24 protein-coding genes, 6 tRNA genes and 1 pseudogene are annotated in these 25,295 nt (G+C 66.0%); 27 read left to right on the forward strand and 4 right to left on the reverse strand.

From position 1 onward, the window contains the following. Positions 1-73: 73 nt before the first annotated feature. A complete protein-coding gene (locus OXU32_08445; GenBank protein MDE0073993.1) occupies positions 74-1,036 on the reverse strand; it encodes a hypothetical protein in 963 nt (320 codons plus the stop codon). 188 nt (positions 1,037-1,224) lie between these two features. On the opposite strand from OXU32_08445, the gene pyrE reads away from it, so the two are divergent. After that, positions 1,225-1,815 carry an orotate phosphoribosyltransferase gene (gene pyrE / locus OXU32_08450; protein MDE0073994.1) on the forward strand — a complete coding sequence of 197 codons (591 nt, stop codon included), beginning with the start codon at positions 1,225-1,227 and terminating at the stop codon, positions 1,813-1,815. 36 nt (positions 1,816-1,851) lie between these two features. Here pyrE and dnaN read toward each other — a convergent pair whose 3' ends face one another. Then, complete coding sequence (gene dnaN / locus OXU32_08455) at positions 1,852-2,967, reverse strand: DNA polymerase III subunit beta (GenBank protein ID MDE0073995.1); 1,116 nt, start codon at positions 2,965-2,967, stop codon at positions 1,852-1,854. 295 nt (positions 2,968-3,262) lie between these two features. Continuing rightward, positions 3,263-4,651: a chromosomal replication initiator protein DnaA gene (gene dnaA / locus OXU32_08460; GenBank protein ID MDE0073996.1), complete on the reverse strand. Its 1,389-nt coding sequence runs from the start codon at positions 4,649-4,651 to the stop codon at positions 3,263-3,265. A gap of 276 nt (positions 4,652-4,927) precedes the next feature. Here dnaA and rpmH point away from each other — a divergent pair, with 276 nt between their 5' ends. The 19 genes and pseudogenes from rpmH to OXU32_08555 all read left to right on the forward strand — a co-directional run bounded on the left by rpmH (position 4,928) and on the right by OXU32_08555 (position 22,291). Next, entirely contained in the window at positions 4,928-5,077 is a 150-nt protein-coding gene (gene rpmH, locus OXU32_08465; GenBank protein ID MDE0073997.1) for a 50S ribosomal protein L34, read from the forward strand. A 50-nt stretch (positions 5,078-5,127) separates the two neighbouring features. Then, the gene (gene rnpA / locus OXU32_08470) at positions 5,128-5,457 is read left to right on the forward strand and encodes a ribonuclease P protein component (protein MDE0073998.1); all 330 of its coding nucleotides are present in this window, start codon (positions 5,128-5,130) and stop codon (positions 5,455-5,457) included. Beyond that, complete coding sequence (yidD, locus tag OXU32_08475) at positions 5,454-5,675, forward strand: membrane protein insertion efficiency factor YidD (GenBank protein MDE0073999.1); 222 nt, start codon at positions 5,454-5,456, stop codon at positions 5,673-5,675. Before rnpA ends, yidD begins: the two co-directional genes overlap by 4 nt. Further along, on the forward strand, positions 5,672-7,339 hold the full coding sequence (yidC, locus tag OXU32_08480) for a membrane protein insertase YidC (protein MDE0074000.1): 1,668 nt from the start codon (positions 5,672-5,674) through the stop codon (positions 7,337-7,339). Before yidD ends, yidC begins: the two co-directional genes overlap by 4 nt. Positions 7,340-7,381: 42 nt before the next feature. Beyond that, positions 7,382-8,854, forward strand: coding sequence for a tRNA uridine-5-carboxymethylaminomethyl(34) synthesis GTPase MnmE (gene mnmE, locus OXU32_08485; GenBank protein ID MDE0074001.1), 1,473 nt, complete (start codon positions 7,382-7,384; stop codon positions 8,852-8,854). Between the two features lie 131 nt (positions 8,855-8,985). Further along, on the forward strand, positions 8,986-10,929 hold the full coding sequence (mnmG, locus tag OXU32_08490; GenBank protein MDE0074002.1) for a tRNA uridine-5-carboxymethylaminomethyl(34) synthesis enzyme MnmG: 1,944 nt from the start codon (positions 8,986-8,988) through the stop codon (positions 10,927-10,929). A gap of 2 nt (positions 10,930-10,931) precedes the next feature. Continuing rightward, positions 10,932-11,288 carry a hypothetical protein gene (locus OXU32_08495; protein MDE0074003.1) on the forward strand — a complete coding sequence of 119 codons (357 nt, stop codon included), beginning with the start codon at positions 10,932-10,934 and terminating at the stop codon, positions 11,286-11,288. Between the two features lie 229 nt (positions 11,289-11,517). Further along, a complete protein-coding gene (locus tag OXU32_08500) occupies positions 11,518-12,321 on the forward strand; it encodes a ParA family protein (protein MDE0074004.1) in 804 nt (267 codons plus the stop codon). Continuing rightward, positions 12,318-13,235, forward strand: a complete 918-nt coding sequence (locus OXU32_08505) for a ParB/RepB/Spo0J family partition protein (GenBank protein ID MDE0074005.1) — start codon at positions 12,318-12,320, stop codon at positions 13,233-13,235. Before OXU32_08500 ends, OXU32_08505 begins: the two co-directional genes overlap by 4 nt. Positions 13,236-13,266: 31 nt before the next feature. Further along, positions 13,267-13,974, forward strand: a complete 708-nt coding sequence (locus tag OXU32_08510; GenBank protein ID MDE0074006.1) for a M23 family metallopeptidase — start codon at positions 13,267-13,269, stop codon at positions 13,972-13,974. A 60-nt stretch (positions 13,975-14,034) separates the two neighbouring features. After that, positions 14,035-14,421 (forward strand): polymer-forming cytoskeletal protein, encoded by a 387-nt coding sequence (locus tag OXU32_08515; protein ID MDE0074007.1) that lies wholly within the window; start codon positions 14,035-14,037, stop codon positions 14,419-14,421. A gap of 240 nt (positions 14,422-14,661) precedes the next feature. Continuing rightward, entirely contained in the window at positions 14,662-15,414 is a 753-nt protein-coding gene (locus tag OXU32_08520; GenBank protein MDE0074008.1) for a Nif3-like dinuclear metal center hexameric protein, read from the forward strand. 97 nt (positions 15,415-15,511) lie between these two features. After that, positions 15,512-15,634, forward strand: a pseudogene (locus OXU32_08525) (zinc ribbon domain-containing protein). Between the two features lie 63 nt (positions 15,635-15,697). Beyond that, positions 15,698-16,270, forward strand: coding sequence for a hypothetical protein (locus tag OXU32_08530; protein ID MDE0074009.1), 573 nt, complete (start codon positions 15,698-15,700; stop codon positions 16,268-16,270). A 51-nt stretch (positions 16,271-16,321) separates the two neighbouring features. Further along, a complete protein-coding gene (locus OXU32_08535; GenBank protein ID MDE0074010.1) occupies positions 16,322-17,497 on the forward strand; it encodes a DUF819 family protein in 1,176 nt (391 codons plus the stop codon). A gap of 342 nt (positions 17,498-17,839) precedes the next feature. Continuing rightward, on the forward strand, positions 17,840-18,874 hold the full coding sequence (gene lipA, locus OXU32_08540; protein ID MDE0074011.1) for a lipoyl synthase: 1,035 nt from the start codon (positions 17,840-17,842) through the stop codon (positions 18,872-18,874). Next, positions 18,867-19,931 carry a pyruvate dehydrogenase (acetyl-transferring) E1 component subunit alpha gene (gene pdhA, locus OXU32_08545; GenBank protein ID MDE0074012.1) on the forward strand — a complete coding sequence of 355 codons (1,065 nt, stop codon included), beginning with the start codon at positions 18,867-18,869 and terminating at the stop codon, positions 19,929-19,931. Before lipA ends, pdhA begins: the two co-directional genes overlap by 8 nt. A 1-nt stretch (position 19,932) precedes the next feature. Next, complete coding sequence (locus tag OXU32_08550) at positions 19,933-20,913, forward strand: pyruvate dehydrogenase complex E1 component subunit beta (GenBank protein ID MDE0074013.1); 981 nt, start codon at positions 19,933-19,935, stop codon at positions 20,911-20,913. 58 nt (positions 20,914-20,971) lie between these two features. Continuing rightward, on the forward strand, positions 20,972-22,291 hold the full coding sequence (locus tag OXU32_08555; GenBank protein ID MDE0074014.1) for a dihydrolipoamide acetyltransferase family protein: 1,320 nt from the start codon (positions 20,972-20,974) through the stop codon (positions 22,289-22,291). Here the strand turns inward: OXU32_08555 and msrA are convergent. After that, positions 22,288-22,836: a peptide-methionine (S)-S-oxide reductase MsrA gene (msrA, locus tag OXU32_08560; GenBank protein ID MDE0074015.1), complete on the reverse strand. Its 549-nt coding sequence runs from the start codon at positions 22,834-22,836 to the stop codon at positions 22,288-22,290. The two genes, OXU32_08555 and msrA, sit on opposite strands and share 4 nt — an antisense overlap. 110 nt (positions 22,837-22,946) lie before the next feature. Here msrA and OXU32_08565 point away from each other — a divergent pair, with 110 nt between their 5' ends. From OXU32_08565 to OXU32_08595, 7 genes are all read left to right on the forward strand, one after another. After that, positions 22,947-24,335 (forward strand): ectonucleotide pyrophosphatase/phosphodiesterase, encoded by a 1,389-nt coding sequence (locus OXU32_08565; protein MDE0074016.1) that lies wholly within the window; start codon positions 22,947-22,949, stop codon positions 24,333-24,335. Positions 24,336-24,437: 102 nt separating this feature from the next. Continuing rightward, a tRNA-Met gene (locus tag OXU32_08570) sits at positions 24,438-24,511 on the forward strand. A gap of 270 nt (positions 24,512-24,781) precedes the next feature. Continuing rightward, a tRNA-Phe gene (locus OXU32_08575) sits at positions 24,782-24,854 on the forward strand. Positions 24,855-24,896: 42 nt separating this feature from the next. Further along, a tRNA-Trp gene (locus tag OXU32_08580) sits at positions 24,897-24,969 on the forward strand. Between the two features lie 16 nt (positions 24,970-24,985). Then, positions 24,986-25,057: transfer RNA gene (locus OXU32_08585), tRNA-Glu, on the forward strand. Positions 25,058-25,087: 30 nt separating this feature from the next. Continuing rightward, positions 25,088-25,161, forward strand: a tRNA-Asp gene (locus OXU32_08590). Between the two features lie 39 nt (positions 25,162-25,200). Next, positions 25,201-25,273 (forward strand) — tRNA-Ala (locus OXU32_08595). Positions 25,274-25,295: the final 22 nt, after the last annotated feature.

Here is a 25,295-nt window from a genome sequence, read left to right on the forward strand (position 1 = left end):
CGCGATCTCCGTTTCCGCTTTGGCTCCGGCTCAGGAGCACGCTTTCCGGTTTCGCCCGGCCCGCTGCCCCGGATCACAAACCACAGGGCACCCGCTCCAGGGCAACTTCACTGAATTGAATCGCCGATCCCGTCCGTGGCGCGATGACGAAGTGGAAGGGGGTCTCCACCACCGCCGCGGGCGAGCAGAAGTCGCCCGGGGCGAGTTCCACGAGTCTTACGATCGCGCCGTCGCGGATGGCCTGGATTTCCCTGATCTCCAGAATGCTCCCCGCCTCCTGTCGGGCGCCGTCCGCCGCGACCACCACCATATCCGCCTCCCAGTCGATGTCGGGAGGGAAAGCGCTACCGGCGTGCCGCCCCCAGAAGTCCCCCCACCCGGCCGGTGCGTCGCCCGCTTCGGGCCCTCCGAAGAACACCCGGGATACGAGGTCCGGTTCACCGGGGTTGGCACCCTGGGCGAGGCTCGCGAACGGCACGCTCAGGTGGTAGACGCTGGTGGCGGAATCTCCAAGGGTGCGGTCGTGCACGAGCCTGGACACCTGGATCACCCGGCTGGCGTGAATGTCGGGTCCGGACCCGGCGGGGTTAAGCGATCCGAGGGGGCCCTTGGCACACCGGATCCAGCTCTTCTCTTCGCTCCTGATCTCGTCCTGGATTCGGAGAGTTACGCGGGCCTCGCCGTCACATTGCGGGTTCAGATTCGGATCGAGGTCGTCGATGAAGAGATCCAGGCCGGCCGCTCCGTGGATCTGAGTGACCAGGGTGGCGTACGATGCGGTGAACGCGCCCGCAAGCCCCGGGCTCCGCGTGGTGGTCTCGCTTCCCACCACGCCTCGATAGGCGATCGACTCGGACAACTGCCAGGCGCCGGTCGACCGCCAGGTGAGCGTCTGACGCAGCTCTCCCATGCCCCGCGATGGCGGAGACCGTCGCGGGGTCACGACCTCCACGACCAGTTGACCGGACTGGCCAAAGCGCAGCATGGGTGGCTCCACGCCGTTCTCCTCGCACGCGGACGCGGTGGCCGCCAACATGGCCACCCGAATCCATGGAACCCCGAACTTGCTCGTCACGCCGATACCTTCGTCAGCCCCTTCGCTGGTTTGACGATGCCGAACTGGCGGCATCAATATAGGGCGCTTCCCGCCGTCCGTCCTGCTGCCCCGCCGCTGCGGGCGGAGGCATGCGATCGTTCCCCGGGCCTTCGCGCAAAAGGAGTCACATGGACACCCGCGACCGCCTGCTTGCCCTGTTGATCGAGCGGTCTCTCCGGGTTGGCCGCTTCACGCTCGCCAGCGGTGCCCGCTCGACGTACTACGTAGATGCGCGAGCGACGACGATGACCGCCGAGGGACAGGCGCTCGTCGGCCGGGTATGCCTGAGTTACCTCCGGCGCGCCGGTCTGGATCCAACACACGTCGGCGGCCTTACTATGGGCGCCGATCCGATCGCCTACGCCATCGCGCGCCAGAGCTGGGAGGAGGGCCGGCCCATCGACGCGTTTTCCGTCCGCAAGGACGCGAAGGAGTACGGCACCCGGCGCAGGGTCGAGGGGGGGCTCCCGGCGGATGCGCGCGTGGTGGTCATCGAGGACGCCATGACGACCGGCCGGAGCACCCTCAAGGCCATCCGGGCGGTCGAGGACCACGGCGCCCGGGTTCTCGCCGTCCTGGCACTCGTCGACCGTGAGGAAGGAGCCCGCGAGCGTATCGCGGCCGAAGGGCATGACGCGACAACCGTGTTTCCCGCGAGCGAACTCCTGGCCGCCCGCGAGGAGCAGGCCGGCGCAGAGTTTCCAGGGGCGCCGGGCTAGCCCCACCCAACCCGACGTCGGCCCATCGCCGACCGGTCAGTCGAGCAGTCGGAGGGGCATCACCAGGCAGAGGTAGTCGATCGCGTCGCCGTCCTCCGCGGGCACCGGCTCGACAGTTGCCGCACGCTCCGGCGCCTTGAACGCCAGCCGAACGTCATCCGTGGGCATATGCTGGAGCACCTCGATGAGATAGCTGGCGTTGAACCCGATATCGAGGTCGTCGCCCTCATATCCGAGATCCACCTCATCGTAGCCCTCGCCCAGATCGGGAGTACTCACGCTCAAGTTCATCCGGCTACCGGAAAAACTGAGCTTGATGCGGTGCGTCTGGTCGCTGGCGACGACATCCATCCGCTTTACGGCGGCAAGCAGGCTGTTCTTGTCGACCACCGCGAACTTGTCGTTGTCCCGGGGAATTACCTGCTTGTAGTTCGGGTAGGTGCCGTCGATCAGCCGGGTGTAGACCTCGGTTGGCCCCGAGCGGAAGCCGAGGAAGTTGCCGTCGCGGCCCAACTCGAGTTCATCCCCTTCACCGAAGAGCCGCTGAACCAGCCTCAGTGCCGAGGGGGGAACGATGAGGTTCGACGCCGCCGGCCCGGACGTCTCGGTCTTCACCGACATCCTCGCAAGCCTGTGGCCGTTGGTCGCCACCATTCGCATCTCGTTGCCGCGCAACTCCCAGAGCACTCCGCTCAGGATCGGTCTGCTCTCTTCGCTCGATACCGCGAAGGACGTGTTGCGGATGAGCGACAGGAGATCGGCCCCGGAGATAGTCCACGCCTGATCGAAGTCCAAGTGGGGCGACGACGGGAAATCATCCGCGGGCAGACCGTTGAGCTTGAAGCGGCTCTTGCCGCAGACCAGCTCCATCTGGCTCCCCAGAGTGCCGGCGAGCACCGGGCGGTCGGGCAGCGCCCGCACGATTTCCTGGATCTTCTTGCCCGGGACCGTCAACGAACCTGTCTCCTGAACCTCCGCGGCTACGCGGGTCCGAACGGTGACATCCAGATCCGTGGCCGTGATCCAGAGGCCGTCTTCGGTTGCATCGAAGAGAATGTTGGAGAGAACCGGCAGCGTGGTGCGGGCTGGAACGGATTGGGAGACTGCCGTGAGTCCCTGGTACAGGTTCTGCCGAGTCAGGGCAAGTTTCATCTGGTTCGGATCCTGGGAGATGGGGTTGCGATCTTGAGGGAATCCACGGGAAGAAGTTCGAGTTCTACCCTTCTACTGCAAGAAAGTAGTAGTAGTAGAGGCTGTGGAGTTGTAGACAACGCCTCGCCTCCGCCCGGGTAACCTGGTTCTTCCCAACGGTCTCGGGAATGGAAGGATGACGTGGATTCCGGATGCAAAAGATCATCCGGTTTTCCATGAATCCACAACTGGGGCCTCGGGAGTGGAGCAAGCCACGCAGTTTCCCCGGTTCTCCCCAGCGGTTTGAACATGATTCTCAGACTCCGCCCGCGAGAATCTGCTCCCGCAGACGGGAGACGCGGCTGGCGAACTCCTCGTCCGTCTGCAGATCCCGATCCACCTTTCTTATCGAGTGGATCACCGTGGAGTGATCCCGTCCCCCGAAGGCCGCGCCAATCCTGGTAAGGGGCAGGTCGAGGATCTCCTTGATCAGGAACATGGCGACCTGGCGGGGCACGGTCACGTCGCGAGTACGCCGCTTCGAGACGAGGCCTCGCGGTTCCACTCCCCATGCCGCGGCGGAGGCGTTCAGGATGTCGGTTGCCGATGTGGACGGGGACGGGACGAGGGTCGGGATTCGCGATTCCTGCAGGGCCTCGTGCGCGAGCGTGATCGTGATCTCCTGATTCGTCAGGGACGAGAAGGCGAGCAACTTGATGATCGCGCCTTCCATCTCCCGGACCGAAGAGGTACACGAACGGGCTACAAGGTCAATCACGTCATCCTCCAGGAAGAGCCCGTCGGCGGCGGACTTCTTGCGGACGATGGCGATCCGGGTTTCGTAGTCGGGGGGCTTGATGTCTGCCACCAGACCCCACGCGAACCTCGACACCAGGCGTTCCTCGAGCCCGGACAGGCTGCTGGGCGCGCGGTCGCTGGTGAGAACAATCTGCTTCTGCGCGTCGTACAGGGCGTTGAAGGTGTGAAAAAACTCTTCCTGTGTGCGTTCCTTGCCCTCGAGGAAGTGGATGTCGTCGACGAGCAGGAGGTCGATATGCCGATAGCGCCGACGGAAACCGGGGGTGGCGCCCTCCTGGATGGATGTGACCAGCTCGTTGGTGAATTGCTCGGTCGGGACGTATGCGATGTGCGTCTGCGGGGCGTGCTGTTGCAGATAGTTGCCGATCGCGTGCATGAGATGGGTCTTTCCCAGTCCGACCCCTCCGTAGACGAAGAGGGGATTGTACATGCGGGCCGGCTTCTCGGCGACGGCGCGGCAGGCAGCGACCGCAAGCTGGTTGTTGTTGCCCACGACGAAGCGGTCGAAGGTGTACCGTTCGTTCAGTTTGTCGGAGGGGACCGTCGGCTTCGACTCGGAGATCCTGGACCGATATGGGGGCGAGGAATAGGTGGGGCCATCCGTGGGCAGAGCGAAGGCCGCGGGCGAGGGGTGTGAAGCCGACGAACGGTAGGAGACCGACAGGGGGCGTCCCAGCCTCTGCTCGATGCTCCTGCGGAGAAGCGCGCCGTACTTGTCCTCGATCCACTCCACGTGGAACTGGCTGGGGGCCTCGACCAGCAACTCGTCGTCCGAGAAGCCGACCGCCTCGGTGCCGGAGAGCCAGGTCTGAAAACTCTGCTCCGGAAGGTAGGTCCGCGCGGCCGCCAGGGCGTGAGCCCAGATCTCGGAAGCAGAGAGTTCCATCGAGGAAGGACTGGGGGAGGAGAAAGGGCCGGGGCTTGCGCGGAGAGCCCCCGGGGCAGCGAAGGATGCAACGGTATCCCGGGAGTGTGGAAAAGTCAATCGCCAATGGCGGGCCTGCGCCCCCGGGCGACGGTGTTCGCGCGCGTGCGGCACGGCGCGGCGGGGTTGACGGCCCGCGCGGATTTCCGGTAGGTTCCTCGCCCGTCCCGCGTTCGTCTGCCGGCCGGTACACAGGGGTCGACAGGATGCGGGTGGTTCCCTTCACGACCGTTCCTCATGAAACCGACATACAGACCACGGAACCGAAAGAGAAAGAACACCCACGGATTCCGCGCCCGGATGAGCACTCGGGCGGGCCGCAAGACGCTGTCGAGGCGGCGGAGGAAGGGGCGCCGCCGGCTGGTCGTGGAGGTCGGCTCGAAGTAGACGGCGCAGCCGCCGAGCCGGGGCCTTCAACCGAAGTATGCTTCCCTCCCGTGAGACGAATTCGGCGCTCTGGCGAAATCCGTGGCCTGTTGAGGCGGGGGAAGCGACGGAGGACGTCCGAACTCGACGTCTTCCTCGCGGCTTCCCCCACATCTTGTGCACGCTTCGGGGCGATCGTGCCAAAGCACGGCCACACCATCGTGGATCGCAACCGGCTGAGGCGCCGACTGCGTGAGATCGGGCGACTCGAAGTGCTGCCGCGGCTGGACACCCACCTTCGGGATCTGGACTTCCTGGTCAGGGCCAGACGGGAGGCGTACCACGTGTCGTTCCAGCAGCTCAGGACTCAACTGGTAAAGCTGACCGAGGAGCTCCTCTGAAGTTCTTGCTGAGCGGCATTCGATTCTATCGCGCGGCGATCTCTCCGTTGGCGCCGCCTGCCTGTCGGTTCGTGCCCAGTTGTTCGGCCTACGCACTGGAAGCGCTCGAGCGGCACGGAACCCTGCGCGGCTGCTGGCTGACGCTGCGGCGGCTCTGCCGGTGCCATCCCCTTGGCGGGAAAGGGTTCGATCCGGTGCCTCGGGGACACCCGCGATGAGGCCGGAACTGCGCTTCGTCCTCGCCATCTTTCTGATGGTCGGCGTCCTGTTCGGAACCAACCTGCTTTTTCCGCCGCCCCCCGCCCCGGAGGCGCCGGTACCCGCGGCCGTGGAAAGCGAGCCCGAACCGGCGGAGCCGACTGAGCCTGCGGTCTCGCCGAACAGCGGGATCGCGGCCGCGGCGCCGGATCCGCCGGTAGTGCCGGAGCGCCGGATCCGCGTCCGGGGACCGCTCTACGAATTCGAGTTCAGCAACTACGGGGCACAGCTCCATTCCGCGATGCTGCCGGGGTTCAGATCGTTCGCGGACGACGGTCCCGTACAGCTTCTCCTGCGCAACGGGCCGGGCGCGCTCGGCAGCCGGGTCGCGGTCGCCGGAGACACCCTCGATTTCTCCGTGGTGCCGTTCGAAGTGTCTCCTGCCGAGGGACTTGCGCTGGTCGAGGGAGATGACCCGCAGGAGTTGAGCTTCACCTTCCGCAGTCCCGATGGGCGGACCGGTTTCGAGATTCACTACCGTTTCGACCCCGACTCGTACCTGATCGACGTCCGCGGGCGCGTTCTCGGGGTTGATCGGGGTCTTCTGCTCACCGACCTGGGCGAGGGACTGGCGTTCAACGAAGCACGCCCCGCGGATGATGAACAGGCGCTGGCCTACGTGGTCAACCATACCCAGGACGGCATCCGGCAGCGGCCGCTCAGGAATTTCGAAGAGGATCGGGTCGAGGACGGTCCGCTGCTGTGGGTCGCGCTCAAGAGCAAGTATTTCCTGGCGGCCCTGCTGGCCGGGGAGGACCGGGAGACGGAGCGTTTCCTGGGCGGGGTGTTCGCGCGGCGCCCGGTCGACCTGTACGGCGGAGAGGAGCCGCGGGTATCGGTAACCGCGGCGCAGAGCCTCCTGCCCGACGATTCGTTCGCCTACCAGATCTACCTGGGGCCGCAGGACTTCACCCGGCTGAGGGCGATCGGCGGCGACCTGGAGGATGTAAACCCGGTCGGCTGGAGGTGGCTGCGGCCCGTCATCCAGCCGTTCGCAGCGATCATCACCACCATCCTCATCTACCTGCACAACCAGTTGGGCTGGGGCTATGGATGGGTGTTGATCCTGTTCGGGGTCATGATGCGCGTCGTGCTCTTTCCGCTGAACCAGAAGGCCATGCGCGCGCAGCTGAGGAACACCGCGGTCGCGCCCATGGTCAAGGAAATCCAGGCCAAGTACAAGAACGACCCGGAACGGCAGCAGAAGGAGATGATGAAGCTGTACAGGGAACACGGATTCAATCCGCTGGCCGGATGCGTTCCCATGCTCATCCCCTTCCCGGTGCTCATCACGCTCTTCTTCGTCTTCCAGAACACCATCGAGCTTCGCGGCGTCTCCTTCCTCTGGCTCCCCGATCTCTCCGCCCCGGATCCCCTTTACCTGCTTCCCGTCTTCCTGGGCTTATCCATGTTCCTGCTGCAGTGGGTGAGCATGCGTACGATGGATCAGGTGAACCCCCAGATGAAGATGATGCTGTGGTTCATGCCGATCTTCATGGTTTTCATCTTCTTCCAGTTGGCCTCGGGGCTGAACCTCTACTATGCGACGGCCAACATCGCCACGTTGCCCCAGCAGTACTGGATCGCAAGGGAGCGGCAGAAGGCGAAGAACAAGGCATCCTAGGCCGGAGGCGCTTGCCGGCCAGGCGTGGTACAGGGAGCAGGATTGACGGACACCATCGTTGCAGCGGCCACCCCGCCGGGGCCCGGCGCCCTCGCAGTGGTGCGCATCTCCGGGCCGGGCGCCTTTTCCCTCAGAAGCGCGCTTGCGCCGGATCTTCGTGCCCCAGCGCACCGGCGAGCGATGCTGGCGGGACTGCACGACCCGGAGACGGGAGAGCTCCTGGACCGGGGAATCGTCACCAGCTATCCGGCGCCCGCCAGCTACACCGGAGAGGACATGGTGGAGATCTCCTGCCACGGCGGATATCTCATCCCGGGCCTCCTCGTGGAACACGCGCTCGAAGCAGGCGCCCGCATGGCGGAGCCCGGGGAATTCACCCGGCGGGCCTACCTGAACGGGAAGATGGATCTGCTACAGGCGGAAGCCGTGTGCGATCTGGTGGGCGGGCGCAGCCGGGCGCTGCACCGGGTGGCCGTGCATCAGATGGAGCGTGGGCTGTCGGCCAGGATGACCGCGGCGCGCGAGTCGCTGGTCACGCTGGAGGCACTGCTCGTCCACCATCTGGACTTTCCGGATGAGGACGAGCCCCCGACGAGCCTCGAGTCAGTAGCCCGCGAGGCGCGGGAGGTGCGTCTCCGGCTGGAGGGCGTGCTGGCCACGGCACCGGAGGGGGAGCTGCTCAGAGAGGGCGCGCTGACCGTCCTGGCCGGGCGCCCCAACTCCGGTAAGTCCAGTGTTTTCAATGCGTTAGTGGGATACGAACGTGCCATCGTCACCGAAGTGCCGGGGACGACGCGAGACGCGCTTGAGGCAACCGTGTCCTTGAGTGGGTATCCATTTCGGCTTGTGGATACCGCCGGGCTCCGGGAAACCGGGGAGCGCGTCGAAGCACTGGGGATCGAGGTTGCCCGCCGCTATCTGGCGCGCGCGGACCTGGTGCTGTATTGCGCAGAGAGCGTCGAAGGGGTGTCCGAGGCGGATCTGGAGTTTCTGGGGGCATGTGATCGGCCGTTTCTGGTTCTCGCAACCAAGGCCGATCTGGCCCGGCGGGGCAACGGTGCCACGCGCAAGTGCGTCGACGCCGGTGAGAACGGGTATTCCGGATCGGAAGCCGGACCGGACCGGGTCGGCATTGCGAAAGCCGGGCAGCGGGGTCGCCCCCTCGCGGCCGCTACCGGTCGAAGCGAAGCCCTGCCTCGGCGAATCGCCACCTCCGTGGTCACGGGGGAGGGACTGGAGGAGCTGGGCAAGGTCCTGCCGGGGATGGTCTTCGGAGGACTGGTCCAGGCGAACGCAGACACGCCGATCGTGACCCGCAGGCGACACCGACGCGCCCTCGAACGAGCAGTAGAGGAACTGAATGCGTTTGAAGGCGCCCTGGCGGACGGGATTCCGGCTGAAGTGGCCGCAACCCATCTAAGGCCGGCGGAGACGGCGCTGGAGGATATCCTTGGGATTGTTACCCTTGATGAGGTGCTCGACCGGGTGTTCCGCGACTTCTGCATCGGCAAGTAGGTACGTGACGGAAGGCACCGCGAGAGAGGGCTGTACGGGCTTGGCGCGAACAAGGTAAGTTGTTGTTAGTAATGATGTTATAATACGTGTCGGGCCGCTCCGGCGGACGGTACGGGAAGCGCGGATTGCAGATCGTGGATAGAACGTACGACGTGATTGTGGTTGGCGGAGGCCACGCCGGGGCGGAGGCGTCGGCGGCAGCCGCCCGCCTCGGAACCCGGGTCTTGCTGATCACCCCGGACCTTGCGCGCATCGGTCAGATGAGCTGCAATCCTGCGATCGGAGGCATTGCGAAGGGCGTCGTTGCCCGCGAGGTCGACGCGCTCGGGGGCGTCATGGGGCGGGCCACGGACGCATCGCGCATTCATTTTCGCATGCTCAACCGCTCCAAGGGGCCGGCCGTGTGGGGTCCGCGCGCGCAGTGCGATCGGACCCTGTATTCGCTGGCGGTGCGGCGAGTGCTGGAAGAGCTGTCGACGCTTGACCTCTTTCAGGACATGGTTTCCGATCTCGTGCTTCGGGGCGACCGGATTGCCGGCGTGCGTACGCGCACCGGACTCGAGTTCAGGGCCCCGGCCGTGGTCATCACGACAGGGACATTCCTTCGGGGCCGCATTCATGTCGGCCTGGCGGGCGGGGTGGAGGGAGGGCGCGCCGGAGAGGAGGCCTCGGTCGAGCTGGCCTGTGCGCTCGAGGGTCGCGAGTTGGAGGTGGCGCGTTTCAAGACGGGTACGCCGCCCCGCATCGATGGCCGGTCCGTGGACTACGGCAAGCTGGAGGAGCAACCGTCGGAGCCCGGGGCTCGCTTCTCGGCGTTCGTGAGAGAGGAGTTTCCGGGCGAGCGTCCCTGCTGGATTACGTGGACGGGGAAGGAACTCAGGGACATCGTGCAGGAAAACCTCGAGCGGAGCGCGCGGTTCGGTGGGTCCATCGCGGGCCGGGGGCCGCGGTACTGCCCGTCCATCGAAGACAAGATCGTCCGGTTTCCCGACGCACGCGGGCACCAGGTGTTTCTGGAGCCTGAGGGGTTGGACACGACCGAACTCTATGTGAACGGTTTGTCGACCTCCTTGCCTCCCGAAGTGCAACTCCGGTTCCTTCGGAGCGTGCCGGGGTTGGAGCGGGTGCGCATGACCCGTAGCGGGTATGCGATCGAGTACGACTACTTCCTTCCGCATCAGCTGCGGCACACGCTGGAGGTGAAGTCGGTAGAGGGGCTCTTCTTCGCCGGGCAGATCAACGGCACGACCGGCTACGAAGAGGCCGCGGGACAGGGGTTGGTGGCCGGTGCAAACGCCGGCCTGGCCGCCCTGGGGGAGGCACCCCTCATTCTGGAGCGCGACCAGGCGTACATTGGCGTGCTGATCGACGACCTTGTCACCAAGGGGGTGGATGAACCCTATCGACTCTTCACCTCGCGTGCGGAGTTTCGGCTGCTGCTCCGCCAGGACAACGCGCTCTCGCGCCTGGGACCGGTGGCGCGCGAAAGGGGTCTGTTATCGCCCAGCCAGGCCCGGGTGCTTGAAGAACGCCTGGAAACGGAAGGACGTCTGATCGAGTGGTTTCGATCGACGCGCCTGAAGCCCGAGCAGGTGAACGACGCTTTGGCGGAAGCGGGGTCGAGCCCATTGCGCACTCCCGCACGGGCGGTGGAGTTGTTGAGAAGACCGGAGGTGAGTTCGGACGCGCTGATTCGGGCGGCAAATGCGTCGTTTGTTGACGAGGGTTGGGAGGAGGCGCTGCTGGCTGTCGAGGTCGACCTGAAGTACACGGGATATGTGCAGCGCGAGCGGGATCGAGCGGCCGCTCTTCGGGCGCGAGCGGCATTCCGCATCCCGCAGGACATCGTGTACGAAGGATTGGTGACGCTGTCGCACGAAGCCCGCGAAAGGCTCGATCAGGTCCGACCGGCCACACTGGCGCAGGCCTCGAGGGTCTCGGGTGTCTCGCCGGCAGATCTTCAGAACCTCGTCATGGAGATCCGGAAGCAGGGGAGCGTCGCTCCAGAACGTTTCACGGGAAACATGACGGTGAAACAACATCGTGGAACGGACGGTGTTTCACGGGAAACATGACGGTGAAACAAGACGCATCTCGGGAGTTCGACATCGGGTTCCTGGTGGGGGTCCTCGTTGGAGAGGGACATTTCGGTGGAGATGGGCGGCAGCCGCACGTCACGCTCCGCATGCACACCGACCACAAGGCGCTCTTCGACTGGATCATGGAGCATTTCCCCGGTGGGAAGCTGTACGGTCCCTATCGGCACGGCGGACGGCAGTACTACCAGTGGATGGCGCGCGGATCCTTCCTGCGGGAACACCTGGTTCCCTTGCTGGACCGGTATCTGGACGAGAGGCTGGACGCAAAGGCCGCCCACCGCTTCCAGGCGATGAAGGCGCGGTACTTCCCTGATTCGGACGCCGGCGCAGGCTAGGAGCACTGTCCGGCACGGACCGGGGACAGCGGGCAGCAAGCCCATGTCAGGATGACCCGCAATCGGGCGCAAGACTCCCATGCCGGCGACGCGCACCCACCTTTTCCGCAAACCTGGGGTCAGGTAGCTTTCGAGTGCGACCTTTTCCCCCGCGTCCCGAGTCCGACCCAGGCATCCTGCCCTTGTTGTGGAAAAACCTCGCCCCGGAAAGAGCTGACCACGGCTAGCCATGTCCAGAGTCATTACCATCGCCAACCAGAAGGGGGGGGTAGGCAAGACCACAACTGCGATCAACCTGGGAGCTGCGTTGGCAGTGGCTGAACAGCGCACGCTGGTCATTGACATGGATCCACAGGCCAATGCGAGCAGCGGATTGGGCCTCTGGGGCCATGATCAGGTCTCCGGCATGTACGACGTCATGATCGGGGGGCGCTCGATCGAGGAATCAAGGGTTCGCCAGCTTCACTTCCCCTATCTGGACATGGTGGGCACCACGCGCGACCTCGCCGGCGCGGAGATCGAACTGGTAGGTGTAGAGGCCCGCGAATCCGTTCTGCGTGCGGCACTTGAGCCCATTCGCGAGGACTACGACTACATTCTCGTGGACTGTCCCCCCTCGCTGGGCCTCCTGACGCTCAACACGCTCACGGCGGCCGACTCCGTACTCATCCCGATTCAGTGCGAGTTCTACGCGCTGGAAGGCCTCAGCCAGCTTCTCAACACGGTGCGCATCGTACAGCGGGGGTTGAACACGGGCCTGGAGATCGAGGGCGTTCTCCTGACGATGTTCGACAAGCGGCTCAACCTCTCGAAACAGGTCGCCCGGGAAGCCCGCGAGTACTTTGGGGACAAGGTCTTCACCAACGCGATTCCCAGGAACGTTCGGCTTGCCGAGGCGCCGAGCTTCGGCAAGCCCATCATCGTATACGACGTCCTCTCGGCAGGGGCCCGCTACTACCTCCGTCTTGCGAGGGAAGTCATTCAGCGCACGCAGCACAGGATTACCAGGTCGAGGGCCCGAGCAGCTTCATGAGCGTTGCTCCGAACACTCGACTCGGACGCGGTCTGGGCGCCCTGCTTGGCGATCATCTCGATCGGCCCGTGGAAGGCGAAGTCGCACGCCTGCCCCTGGATTCCGTGGGTCCCAATCCCTTCCAGCCTCGTCGTCAGTTCAAGGAGGAGGAAATCCGGGAACTCGCGGCGTCCATCAACGCGAACGGATTGCTTCAGCCCGTTCTCGTCAGATCCGCGCCGGAGCCCGAGCATTGGGAACTGGTGGCGGGAGAGCGCCGGCTGCGAGCCGTCACGAGGCTCGGCTGGAGCGATGTGCCGGCAATCGTCCGCGAGGTGGATGATGAAACCATGCTTGTGCTGGCGCTTGTAGAGAACCTCCAGCGCCGCAATCTCGGCGCGCTGGAGGAAGCCGAGGGCTACAAGGTGCTTGTGGAGAAATTCAAGCGCACACAGGAGGACATTGCGCTGGCTGTCGGGAAGAGCCGGGCCACGGTAACCAACATCCTCCGCCTTCTGAAGCTCCCCGTCGAGGTCCGCCAGTTGCTGGGGGAAGAGAAGCTCACGCCGGGACACGGGCGAGCGCTCCTCGCCGTCGACGACCAGGAATGGGCCGCCGAGTTGGCTCGAATGGTGGTCGAAGGCGGTTGGTCCGTTCGCAGGCTGGAGGAGACCGTGCGCACGAACCCGACGCGTCCGCCTGGCAATGAGAACGCGCTGGAGCACCGAAAACGGCGGGCTCGGCCGTCAGAAGCACTGGATCCGGTGCTGCGCGCGTTGCAGGAAGAGTTGCGCGCCGCGCTCGGCACACGAGTCGTAGTTCGACGGCAGCGAGGGAGCAAGGGGCGCATTGAGATCCCCTTTCACGATGATCGGGATCTCGAACGTGTCTTCGCGCTGGTGTCGGGTCGGGAGGCCGCGGATGTTCTGGAATAGGAAGTCTCGAAACCGTCGGGCTCTGACGGTCATGTTGCTCGCCGATGGCTCGACGGATGCCCAGAGCTATGAATTGACCGCGACCCACGCTGTACTGGTTTCGCTCGGGCTGATTGGACTGCTTTCCGCGGGCTACGCGGCCGGCGTTACGGTGACCACGCATCGCGTGGACATCATGTCGGACTCGCTTGCGGTCCAGGCGGAAGGGATTCGGGCGCTGGGCGCGGACATCGATACGGTGGAAGCACGCTACCGGCGGATTGCGGAACTCTTTGGAGCCCGCCCAACCGCGCTCTCGGACCTGTGGCTTCCGCCGGTAGGGAACGCAGCAAACGCCGGTCGGTCCCTGGTTGACGAAACCAGGCCCACCAGCTGGCCGCTCACCGAAAGAGGCTTTGTGACCCAGGCCCTGATGGAAGGCATGGTAGGGGAACATCCAGGCCTGGACATCGCTGTTCCCACGGGCTCCTACATTCGGGCTGCGGGCGCAGCCATCGTAGCCGAAGCGGGAGAAGATCCGCTCTACGGGCGGTTTGTGCGCCTTGACCACGGCGACGGATACACCAGCTTATATGCCCATGCCTCCATGACGTTTGTGGAAAGCGGAGACCTGGTGCGCCAGAACGAGGTCATTGCATTGAGTGGATCAACGGGCCGGTCGACGGCTCCGCACCTTCACTTCGAAGTCCTTCGAAACAACGAACCCGTCGATCCGTTGACGATCCTTGTGCGACCTTGATGGTTGCCGGAACCCGCTTCCATTGACTCCACCCAAACTTCCAGTAAGGGAAACACCAGGATGAGCAAACAGCGCCCGACGTCACCCCCCGCGTCCCCGGACAACACGATTTCGATCATCGGACCCGGGATGACCGTAGTCGGAAACTGCAAGACCGAGGGGACGATTCGCATCGAAGGCAGGATCGAGGGGGGAGTGGAGGCCGGAAAAGCCGTTGTCGTCGGCAGGAACGGAACGGTTGTCGGCGACATCTCCACCCAGGACGCGGTGATCTCGGGGCGACTCAAGGGGAGCCTGAAGATCGCTTCGCGGCTCGAGCTCCAATCGTCCTGTGACGTGGACGGCGATATCGACACCCGTCGGATCGTGCTCGAGGAGGGCGCCACCGTCAACGGAACCGTCAAGATGGGAAGCCGGGGCGCAAAACCACCCTCCTCCCGGAAGTAGCAATGGGCGGGATGCCGATGGTTTCGGTGTCCGTCGGGGAGTTTCCACACTTTGCCACAAGGCGTGGACAATCTCTCAAGTCCATAGAAGCCCTAGGCTTGACGTCCCGTCCGACCACCACCCTGAGCGCGTTGTCCACGACACTTCTGTTTTTCCACGATCCTGCGGGAACCCGTTGAAACCGCACCTGCTCGTCGCGGGCGTTCGTGCGCATGACCCCATCAGGAAGGGGGCCGGGGCATGAAGCTGGAATCGCTCGTCGAGTATGTCGACGGCTACCTGCAGGTGCCGGGTTTCCCCGACTATCCCAACGCCTACAACGGCCTTCAGGTCGAAGGGACGGCAGAAGTACGCAGCATCTGTGCCGCGGTGGACGCCAGTGAAGCCGCCATAAACGCCGCTGCCGCGCGCGGAAGCAACCTCCTGCTCGTGCACCACGGGCTCTTCTGGGATGGGGCGGCTCCCGTTACCGGCAGGCGTTTCCGGAAGCTGTCGGCCCTCCTCCGCAACGAGGTGGGTCTCTACTCGGCTCATCTGCCGCTGGACGCACATCCCGAGGTCGGCAACTGTGCCTTGCTCGCGCGCGCGCTGAGCATCGAAGTCGAGAAAGGATTCGGCTCTTACCAGGGCGTTGATGTGGGCTGGATCGGGACGACCTCGGAGACCCGTCAATCCCTGCGGGATCGGGTGGCCGAATCTCTGCAAGTCCCAGTCCGACTTATAGATGGAGGATCTGCCCACATCCACCGCGTCGCGGTAGTGACGGGAGCGGGCGGGTCCATGATCGCCGAAGCGGCGGCGGCGGGCGCCGATGCGCTCGTCACGGGTGAAGGCGCGCATCATACGTACTTCGATGCGATGGAATGCGGGATCAACGTGTACTATGCGGGCCACTACGCCACCGAGACCCTCGGGGTGCGCGCCCTCGCCGCCCATCTGGAGGCGCGCTTCGGCATTCCCTGGGAGTTTCTCGACTTTCCCACAGGCTTTTAGACAACCGTCCGAAGCCGTTCTGCGCCGGCCGAGCCATGTCGGCGAGTCACCCTGGACCAGGAGCCGAAAGACCGATGACCGAGGAGCGGGGAGGATCATGAAATGCCCGCAGTGCGGCTCGGATGCCGCCGGCAGGTTCTGCGCGGAATGCGGCGCGGCGATCCGACCGCCGGAATGCCCTTCCTGCGGAGAGGCGGCCCAGGCTGGAGCGTCGTTCTGCATCTTATGCGGCACACCCCTCCGGCGCCGGCGGCCGAAAGCCGCGGCCGCGGGGGGCAGGAGGGTGCTTTGGGCCAGCGGCGTGTTCGCCGGCGTGCTGATCATCGGCGCCGGGTACTGGGCGCTGGCACGGGATGAGCCGGAGGAGGCGCCGCGCCCCGGCCCCGCGGCGGGCCTGATGCCCGCTGCCGGGACGCCTCCGGATCTGAGTTCCATGACGCCGCGAGAGGCGGCCGATCGGCTGTACGATCGCATCATGCGGGCCGCGTCAGCCGGGGACACCGCCGAGGCGCTGGCGTTTCTGCCGATGGCACTTGACGCCTACGGCCTGGTGGTGCCGCTGGATGCGGACGGCCACTACCACATGTCCCTGCTGCACGCTCTGGGCGGGAACTACCAGATGGCCCGGGACGTGGCCGAAGGTGCGCTGGCCGACGCACCCAGCCACCTGCTCCTCCTGGGCGCGGCGGCGCGGGCGGCCTCCGAACTCGGCGATAGTGATGGAGCCAACGCCTATTACGCCCGATTCATGGAGGCGTGGGAAAGCGAACGGGCGCGCGGGCTCGAGGAGTACTCGATGCACGCCATCCCGCTCGCGGAGATGAGGGAGGCGGCAGAGGCTCGGGCCGGTGGGTAGTGCCGAAGGACGTCGACCGATGTCGCAGCCGGTCGGGAGCGTCATCCCCTCGTGATCGAGTCCCCTCTCGCGCTCGTCGCCGCCATTGCGGGCGTCGTGGTGCTGGCGCTCTGGCTGGAGCGTCGCCGGGTGCCCGGGCTCTGGAAGCTGGGTGCCACCTTGCTCGCCATCGCCATCGGCGGGGTTCTCTCCAACACGGGGCTCGTGCCTCCGGCTTCGCCCATCTACCAGGCCATCACCGGCACCGTGACCGATCTGGCCATCGTGTGGCTGCTGCTGGCGGTCAACCTCGCCGACCTGCGCAAGGCCGGCGGGGCCATGCTGGTCGCGTTCGGCATCGCGGTGGCGGGGACGGCCCTCGGGGCGTTCGCGGGGGCGTTCCTGTTCGGAAACGCGGTCGGCGACGAGACGTGGAAGCTGGCGGGAGCGCTCACGGGGACCTATTCGGGAGGATCGCTCAACTTCACCGCGGTCAGCCGGGCGGTCGACATGTCCGACGCGCTCTTCGTGGGCGCCACCGCCGCGGACAACGTCGTCACCGGTCTCTGGCTGGCGGCATGCGTGGTGCTGCCCCGATGGATCGGGCGGTACTACCCGCCGCCGGCTTCATCGGAAGCGGTCCCGCCGGGTTCGCCGACAGACCATTCCTCGCAGGACTTGAGCCCCGACGACGACGAATCCGCGCATCCGCTCTTCGCCTGCGCATCGGTTTCCACACATCAGGTTGCCTTTCTGGTCGCGGCAGGATTCGCGATCGTGATCGCGTCCCGGACCGTCGCGGCCATCACTCCCGGAATCAATCCGGTGCTCTGGCTCACGACGCTGGCCCTTGTTGCGGGCCACGTCATGCCATCCGGGGCGAAACGGGGCGCGCTCCAGCTCGGCAACCTCGCGCTGCTGTTCTTTTTCGTGGTGATCGGCATCTACTCGCGGATCGCGGAAGTGCTCGCGGTGGGCGTCCAGGTGCTCTTCTACGCCCTCTTCGTCGTCGCCGTCCACGGAGTCCTGCTCTTCCTGGCGGGCCGCTTCCTGCGCGTGGACATCGGCACGCTGTGCGTAGCTTCCCAGGCATCCGTGGGAGGACCCGGGAGCGCACTCGCGGTAGCGGTGGCGGGGGGATGGCGATCCCTCATTCTGCCGGGCATTCTGGTGGGTCTCCTCGGCTACGCGCTGGGTACGTACGCAGGGATGGGCATCGCGGGGGCGCTACGGGGATTCGGCTTCTAACGGCCGATCGAATGCCGGGGGGGGAGTTTGTCGACGGGTGCCGGAGCATGCCCCGCACCGGCGTGCTCCGTTGCCGTAGAAAGCGTCGGGGTTTTATCATTCCAAGCTACGCACCGGGACGCGCAAATCGTGCCCGAACCCGGGATGGAGACCCTTCGCGGCCCGCATTTGCCGGCGGGCCCTGACCAGCCAGAATTGCGATCCCCGGGGGGCCGATCCGGGTCCGGCTCAAGGGAACGAGCGACGGAGAACTCGAGGTTGAGCCAGCCCCTCAAAGCCTGGAAGGGATACGCGCCGGCGCGGAAGGACACGGGCACCGTCACGCCCAAGGGCACTTCCCGCATACGCGCCCACGAGGGCCTCGCCACCATATCCCCGAACGAGCGCAAGCCGTCCTGGCTCAAGGTGCGTTCTCCCGGGGGCCCGAACTATCTGCGGCTGAAGCGCCTCATGCGCAGCCGGGCGCTTCACACCGTGTGCGAAGAGGCGGGCTGCCCCAACATCGGCGAGTGCTGGGAGGCCGGCACGGCCACCTTCATGATCCTCGGCGATGTCTGCACGCGCGCGTGCAAGTACTGCGCGGTCGCCCACGGACTGCCGACCGTGCTGGACCGGGACGAACCCCGGCGCGTCGCGGATACCGTGGCCGCCATGGACCTCGAGCACGTCGTGATCACCAGCGTGAATCGGGACGAGCTGCCGGACGGCGGCGCCGCGATCTATGCCGAGACCGTACGCAGCATTACCGACCGGCTGCCGGAATGCTCGGTCGAGGTGCTGATTCCGGACTTCAAGGGCGACGAAGGCGCCCTGGCGATGGTCCTGGGCGCCAAGCCGGCGATTCTCGGGCACAACCTCGAGACCGTCGAGCGGCTCCACCCCGAGGTACGCCCGGGAGGCCGCTACTGGCGCTCGATCTCCTTTCTCGGAGCCTCCAAGCGCCTGGCCCCGCGCATCCTGACCAAGACGGGCATCATCCTGGGGATGGGGGAGCGCGCATCCGAGATCCGGCAGGCGATGAGCGACCTTCGCGAGGCCGGCGTCGACATTCTCACCCTGGGCCAGTATCTCCGCCCGTCGCTGCAGCACATTCCCGTGGCCCGCTGGGTGACGCCGAAGGAATTCGACGACTGGAAGCGGATCGGCGAGGGAGAATACGGCTTCCGGCATGTGGAGTCCGGTCCCCTGGTCCGCTCCAGCTATCATGCGAAGGATCAGGCGCGCCAGGTATCCGCCGGCGCGGCGGGTTCGATTCGGCACGTGCTGGAGACCGATCTGTCCGCGCCCGCGGAGGTGCCCGGGCTCCGGCTCGTCCAGATCGAGGCGCGACGTACTTCGACAGCGGAAGCGGATGGAAGGGGGGTGGCACATGCCTGACAGCGCCGTGCGGGACGCATCCACATCGGCCGCTCCAGCCGTTATCGAGGGCTTTCCGGCCGAACAGGTGCTGGGCTTCCTGCGGGAGATGCTTGTATACCGGCGGTTCGAGCAGAAGGCGGAAGAAGCCTACGCGATCGGCAAGATCGGCGGCTTCTGCCACCTGCATACCGGTCAGGAAGGGGTGGCCCTGGGCTTCGTCGGACCGCTTCGCCCCGACGACTACGCCATCTCCGCCTACCGCGAACACACCCTGGCGCTCGCCAAGGGCATCTCCGCGCGCGCGGCCATGGCCGAACTCTATGGGCGGGTCGGCGGGTGCTCGGGCGGCAAGGGCGGCTCGATGCACCTGTTCTCCGCGAAGCACAACTTCATGGGTGGATGGGGCATCGTAGGTGGCCAGATCCCCCTGGCGACCGGGTTCGCCTGGGCGAGCCGCTACCGCGGCGAAGACCGCGTCTGCGTCTGCTTCCTGGGGGACGCGGCCGTCAACCAGGGCTCATTCCACGAGTCGCTCAACATGGCGGCCATCTGGAAGCTGCCGGTCATCTACGTCGTCGAGAACAACGGGTACGGCATGGGGACGGCCTTCAACCGCGTGACCACGACCCCCATGGTCGAGAAGTCACGGGCGCACGGGATTCCCGCGCACTACGTGGACGGTCAGGACGTGCTTGCGGTCTGGCGACTGATGGAAGATCTGCTGGACCGCGTGCGCGACGGTGCCGGACCCCAGTTCGTGGATGCGGAGACGTATCGCTTCAAGGGCCATTCGATGTCCGATCCGGTATCGGGCACCTACCGCAGCAAGGAGGAGGTCGAGTCGCGGGTCCGCGAGGACGACCCCATCGCCCATGTGCGCGACCTGCTGATCCAGAGCGGGCATCTCACCCGGGAGAGCCTGGAGCGGATGGACGAGGAGGTGCGCGAGCTGGTCGAGGACGCCGCCGACTTCGCCGACCGCTCGCCGCTCCCCCCCGAGGACAGCCTGCACGAATTCGTCTACAGCGACATGGACGTGCACGGAAGGCTCTTCTTCGATGGGCGGGGAGGCTGAGATGGCGGTCATGACCTACCGGGACGCCCTCAACGAGGCGCTCGCGGAAGAGATGGAGCGCGACGACTCCGTTTTTCTCATGGGTGAGGAAGTGGCGGAGTACGACGGCGCCTACAAGGTGTCCCGGGGCCTGCTCGAGCGCTTCGGCGCCGCACGGGTGGTGGACACGCCGATCAGCGAACTCGGCTTCGCCGGGCTGGGCGTGGGCGCGGCGATGGCCGGGCTCCGGCCGGTCATCGAGTTCATGACCTTCAACTTCGCGTTCCTCGCTCTCGACCAGGTCATCAACAACGCCGCCAAGACCCACTACATGACGAACGGGCAACTGCACGTTCCCATGGTCTTTCGGGGACCGAACGGGTCGGCCCTGCAGCTCGCGGCGCAGCACTCGCAGGCGTGCGAGACCTACTATGTCCACGCCCCCGGGGTCAAGCTGGTGAATCCGGCTACGCCGGCGGATGCGAAAGGGCTGCTCAAGGCCGCGATTCGCGACGACGATCCGGTGGTGGTGATGGAGTCCGAGCTGCTCTACAACGCGCGCGGCGACGTTCCCGAAGGCGAGCACGTCGTGCCGCTGGGCGTAGCCGATGTGAAGGCGGAGGGTACGGACGTCACCATCATCTCGCACGGACAGATGGCCCATGTGGCCCTTCAGGCCGCGCGCACGCTGGAGAAGGAGGACGTCTCGGCCGAGGTGCTCGACCTGCGCTCCCTCCGTCCGCTGGACATGGAGGCGATTCTCCGCTCCGTGCACAAGACCAATCGCGCCGTCTACGTGGAGGAATGCTGGCCGTTCACGGGCATCGGCGCGCAGATCGTCGCGCTGATTCAGGACGAGGGCTTCGACGATCTGGACGCGCCGGTGCAGCGAATCACCCAGGCGGACGTGCCGATGCCCTACGCCAGGAATCTGGAGAAGCAGTCGAAACCCGACGCGGCCCGGGTCGTGGACGCGTGCAGGAAGGTTCTCTACCGCAACTGACCCTGGCCGCGCCGTCCGACGCGACGTAACCGCCGATCCGACCACCCGAGGCTAGTCGATGGCCACCAAAGTGCACATGGAAGCCCTCTCCCCCACCATGGAGGAGGGGCAGGTCGTCAAGTGGCTCAAGGCGGAGGGTGACCAGGTCGCGGCCGGCGACCTGCTGGCCGAAATCGAGACCGACAAGGCGACCATGGAGCTGGTGGCGCGCGGCGACGGCGTGTTGCGCGCCATCCTGCTGAGCGAGGGACAGGCGGCGCCCGTGGGAGACGTGATCGCGGTGATCGCGGCCGTGGACGAAGACGTGTCGGCGCTGGTGGCGGCCGCTGGGCCGGCCTCGACCGCATCGCCGGCCACCGAGGCGGAGGAAGAGCCGGTTCGGACGGCCGCTCCAACCGCAACGCCTCCCTCCCCCGCGGTGCCGCCTGCCACAACGCCGCCTCCGACCACTCCGCCCCCCACACCTCCCGTCGTCCGGGCGGATACCCCGGCCGCGCCTGCCGCGGAGGCCCGCCAGGACGGCGGCCGGCTGAGGGCATCGCCCGTCGCCCGCCGCCTGGCGAGCGAGGCAGGCCTCCGTCTGGAAGCAGTCGTGGGATCCGGGCCGCGGGGCAGAATCGTCAAGCGCGACATCGAGGCCGCCCTGGCCGCCGGAACGGCGACGGCTCCCGCGCCCATTCCGGACGTCCCGGGCGAGGACTTCGTGGACGTCCCGCTCACCCAGATCCGCAAGACGATCGCGCGCCGGCTGGTCGAGTCCCTGGGGCCGGTACCGCACTTCTTCCTCACGGCCGATGTCGACATGGCCCGGGCGACCGAGCTGCGCCGCCAGTTCAACGAGCTTGAACTGGGCGCCCGCATCTCCGTCAACGACATCGTCATCAAGGCGACGGCGCTCGCGCTTGCCCGCCATCCCGAGTGCAACGCCTGGTGGGGCGGCGACCATGTGCGCCGACACAACCGCGTCCACATCGGCGTCGCGGTGGCCATCGACGACGGGCTCATTACGCCGGTGGTGCGCGATGCGCACGCGCGCCCGATCGCGGATATCTCCAACGAGGTGAAGGAGCTGGCTGCGCTCGCCCGGGCGAAGCGCCTGACGCCCGATCAGTACACGGGATCCACCTTCTCGATCTCGAACCTGGGGATGTTCGGCATCGAACAGTTCACCGGGGTCATCAACCCGCCCGAAGCCGGAATCCTGGCGGTGGGCGCGGTCGAGGAACGGCCGGTGGCGCTCGATGGCCGGGTCGTGGTCCGGCCCCGCATGCGCATCACCATGAGCTGCGACCACCGCATCATCGACGGAGCCCAGGGGGCTCGCTTCCTGGCGACGCTGAAGGACATCCTGGAGAAGCCGCTGAGCGTACTGCTCTAGGTCCTCCTCAGCCTGTCGAAGAACTTCGCCCGCGCCTTCGCGACCTTGGGCGCCACCACGGCGCGACAATATCCTTGGCTCGGATTGCGCGCAAAGTAGTTGCGGTGATAGGCCTCGGCGGGGAAGAACCGGCCCGCCGGAACCAGTTCGGTCACGATCGGAGAACGCCACAGTCCCTGATCCTCGAGCTCTGCGATCACCTCCCGCGCCACGGCCTCCTGCTCCGGCGAATGATGGAAGATGGCCGAGCGGTACTGGGTGCCCACGTCGGCTCCCTGGCGGTTCAGGGTCGTCGGGTCGTGAATCGTAAAGAAGACCTCGAGCAGCTCCCGGAACGTGATCTCATCCGGGGAAAACATGATGCGGACCACTTCGGCATGCCCGGTGGCGCCGGTGCAGACCTGTTGGTAGGTCGGGTCCTGCACATGACCGCCGGCGTATCCCGAGTCCACCCCCTGCACGCCGCGCAACTCCAGGTACACCGCCTCCAGGCACCAGAAACATCCCCCGCCCAGGGTGGCGGTCTCAAGACCTCTCTCGCTCATCTCGACCCGTCTCCTCCTTCAAGAGCCGCCCGCATGCAGCTATTATTCGCGGCACTCGTTCCCCTCCCCGCCCGCTTGATCGCGGACGGATCCCTCCAGGAGAGGTTGCCGTGCTGCCGGAAGCCGTGAAGATGACCGCAGAGTTCCAGCGCTACAAGGGGATTCGCCGGGCCGGCGGATCGTGGATCGGCCGAGGATTGCGTGCGTCGGGCCTGACCTCGGCCGGGATCGTCATTCTGGCGCTCTGGCTGGTGGGCTGCACCAGTGTGCCACAAGCCCCGGGTGGCGGTGACGCGGCCGCGACCGCCGAGTCCGGTCCGGGAGCCGGCCGGAACGACCCCCGCCATCTCGACAAGCCTTATGTCGTAATGGTGTCGTTCGACGGGTTTCGGCACGACTACGTGGAGATGTTCAACACACCCAACTTCGACCGCGTGGCGGCCGAGGGTGCTCGCGCCGAAGGGCTCATTCCGGTCTTCCCCTCGCTGACCTTCCCCGCGCACTACTCCATCGCTACCGGGCTTTACCCAGGGAGCCACGGGCTCGTAGCCAACACCTTCTACGACCGGGAGTTCGACCGCTTCTACTCCCTCTCCGACCGCGAGACCGTGGAGGACGGCCAGTGGTACGGGGGCGAGCCCATCTGGGTGACCGCCGAGAAACAGGGGATGGTGAGCGCCGCGTTCTACTTCGTGGGTACCGAGGCAGACATCCAGGGCATCCGGCCCAACCGCTGGAAGCGCTTCGACCCCATCGTCCCGAACCGGGAGCGCGTCGACACGGTGCTGACATGGCTCGCTCTTCCAGCCGAGACACGCCCGCACATGGTCTCTCTCTATTTTGCGGAGGTGGACTACGCCGGGCATCGGTTCGGCCCCAGAGGGATTCCCGAGGTGGCGGAAGCGGTGGATCTGGTGGACCGGGCGCTGGGACGCCTTCTGGATGGCATCGACGCGCTGCCCCACGGAGACGAGGTGTACGTCGTGCTCGTGTCCGACCACGGGATGAGCAACGTCCGGCCGGACGGGCACTACGCGCTGGACCATATCGCCGACATGTCCGGTGCCCACCTCACCTCGGGAGGGACCGTGGGCATCCTGCACGTCGAGGGAAGCGACGCGCGGATCGAGGAGCTTCGCGCCTCGCTCGACGAGGGGATGCCGCACGCGCGGGTCTACCGGAACCGGGAGGCGCCCCCGGAACTGCATGTGAACGGCCACCCCCGTTTCGGAGATCTCGTCGTGGTCCCGGAGGAGGGGTACACGATCGGCATCGGCCCGCGCCGGGGAAGCAGTCGGGGGATGCACGGATGGGACCCCTCGTATTCGTCCATGCACGGCATCTTTCTCGTGAAGGGACCGGGAATCGAGCCGGGCACCCGGCTACCCCGAATCGAGGGGGTGGACATCTATCCCTTCATGGCGCGCGTGCTGGAACTCGAGCCTGCGGAGGGAATCGAGGGTGATCCAGATGCCCTGGCGGCGCTCGCACGCAGATAGGGCGCGCGGCCGTAGCCTCGGCGGCGTGAGAACGCGGATTGGTCGCATGGCCGATCTGCGCTTGACACGCTTCGCGGGATCGCTTTACCTTTCGCTTCTTGTTGCGGGGTGGAGCAGTCTGGTAGCTCGTCGGGCTCATAACCCGAAGGTCGCGGGTTCGAATCCCGCCCCCGCTACTTGGAAGCGCCGCCGAAATGGCGGCGTTTTTCCACGTAGCAGGACAGTTTGACGAGAGAAAACACAGGAAACCGAGGCGGGAATCATGCCGGAAGCGACCGAAACGCGACGACCGTGGCCTTTCCGGAGGTCGGGCCGCGTGCGGGCGCTTCGCTGGTTTGCGTCCGATACGTGGTCGAGCCCTCGCGGGCGGGGAGGCGGGACTCGCCGGTAGCCCCCGGCGAACTCCCGATCCAGCCGCCCGCACCGAAAGGTTCGGGCGTTTTTTTGGCCAGGTAGCTCAGTTGGTAGAGCACGCGACTGAAAATCGCGGTGTCGGCGGTTCGATTCCGCCCCTGGCCATCTACCGGCTCACCGGCCAGAGATGGCGGGTCGTGTGCGCGGGGGTCCGTAGCTCAACTGGTAGAGCACCGGTCTCCAAAACCGGGGGTTGGGGGTTCGAGTCCCTCCGGGCCTGTACAACTGGGGGGAGAGCCCTCATCGTCTAACGGCTAGGACACCACTCTTTCAAGGTGGCGGTCGGGGTTCGATTCCCCGTGAGGGCGTTTGGAAGGACGCGCGAAGAGCGCGGAGCAGGGGCTGTAGCTCAGTTGGTTAGAGTGCCGGTCTGTCACACCGGAGGCCGCGGGTTCGAGTCCCGTCAGCCCCGCTGGTGGTTTTTTGAAAATCTGGGTCGTGGAGCGGGTTTGGGGCCGTAGCTCAGTTGGGAGAGCGCCTGAATGGCATTCAGGAGGTCAGGGGTTCGACTCCCCTCGGCTCCATTCACCGAATCGATGTGCCGAA

The organism is Gammaproteobacteria bacterium (assembly GCA_028819075.1).
GTDB lineage: Bacteria > Gemmatimonadota > Gemmatimonadetes > Longimicrobiales > Gaopeijiaceae > BD2-11.

Bases quoted from the DNA above. Each gene is read 5' to 3' on its own strand.
- OXU32_08500 (MDE0074004.1), top strand. From the start codon at position 11,518: ATGTCCAGAGTCATTACCATCGCCAACCAGAAGGGGGGGGTAGGCAAG.
- msrA (MDE0074015.1), bottom strand. From the start codon at position 22,836: ATGAGCGAGAGAGGTCTTGAGACCGCCACCCTGGGCGGGGGATGTTTC.
- rpmH (MDE0073997.1), top strand. From the start codon at position 4,928: ATGAAACCGACATACAGACCACGGAACCGAAAGAGAAAGAACACCCAC.
- dnaN (MDE0073995.1), bottom strand. From the start codon at position 2,967: ATGAAACTTGCCCTGACTCGGCAGAACCTGTACCAGGGACTCACGGCA.
- pyrE (MDE0073994.1), top strand. From the start codon at position 1,225: ATGGACACCCGCGACCGCCTGCTTGCCCTGTTGATCGAGCGGTCTCTC.
- OXU32_08550 (MDE0074013.1), top strand. From the start codon at position 19,933: ATGGCGGTCATGACCTACCGGGACGCCCTCAACGAGGCGCTCGCGGAA.
- OXU32_08520 (MDE0074008.1), top strand. From the start codon at position 14,662: ATGAAGCTGGAATCGCTCGTCGAGTATGTCGACGGCTACCTGCAGGTG.
- OXU32_08510 (MDE0074006.1), top strand. From the start codon at position 13,267: ATGTTGCTCGCCGATGGCTCGACGGATGCCCAGAGCTATGAATTGACC.
- OXU32_08445 (MDE0073993.1), bottom strand. From the start codon at position 1,036: ATGTTGGCGGCCACCGCGTCCGCGTGCGAGGAGAACGGCGTGGAGCCA.
- OXU32_08515 (MDE0074007.1), top strand. From the start codon at position 14,035: ATGAGCAAACAGCGCCCGACGTCACCCCCCGCGTCCCCGGACAACACG.
- dnaA (MDE0073996.1), bottom strand. From the start codon at position 4,651: ATGGAACTCTCTGCTTCCGAGATCTGGGCTCACGCCCTGGCGGCCGCG.
- pdhA (MDE0074012.1), top strand. From the start codon at position 18,867: ATGCCTGACAGCGCCGTGCGGGACGCATCCACATCGGCCGCTCCAGCC.
- yidC (MDE0074000.1), top strand. From the start codon at position 5,672: ATGAGGCCGGAACTGCGCTTCGTCCTCGCCATCTTTCTGATGGTCGGC.
- OXU32_08505 (MDE0074005.1), top strand. From the start codon at position 12,318: ATGAGCGTTGCTCCGAACACTCGACTCGGACGCGGTCTGGGCGCCCTG.
- OXU32_08555 (MDE0074014.1), top strand. From the start codon at position 20,972: ATGGCCACCAAAGTGCACATGGAAGCCCTCTCCCCCACCATGGAGGAG.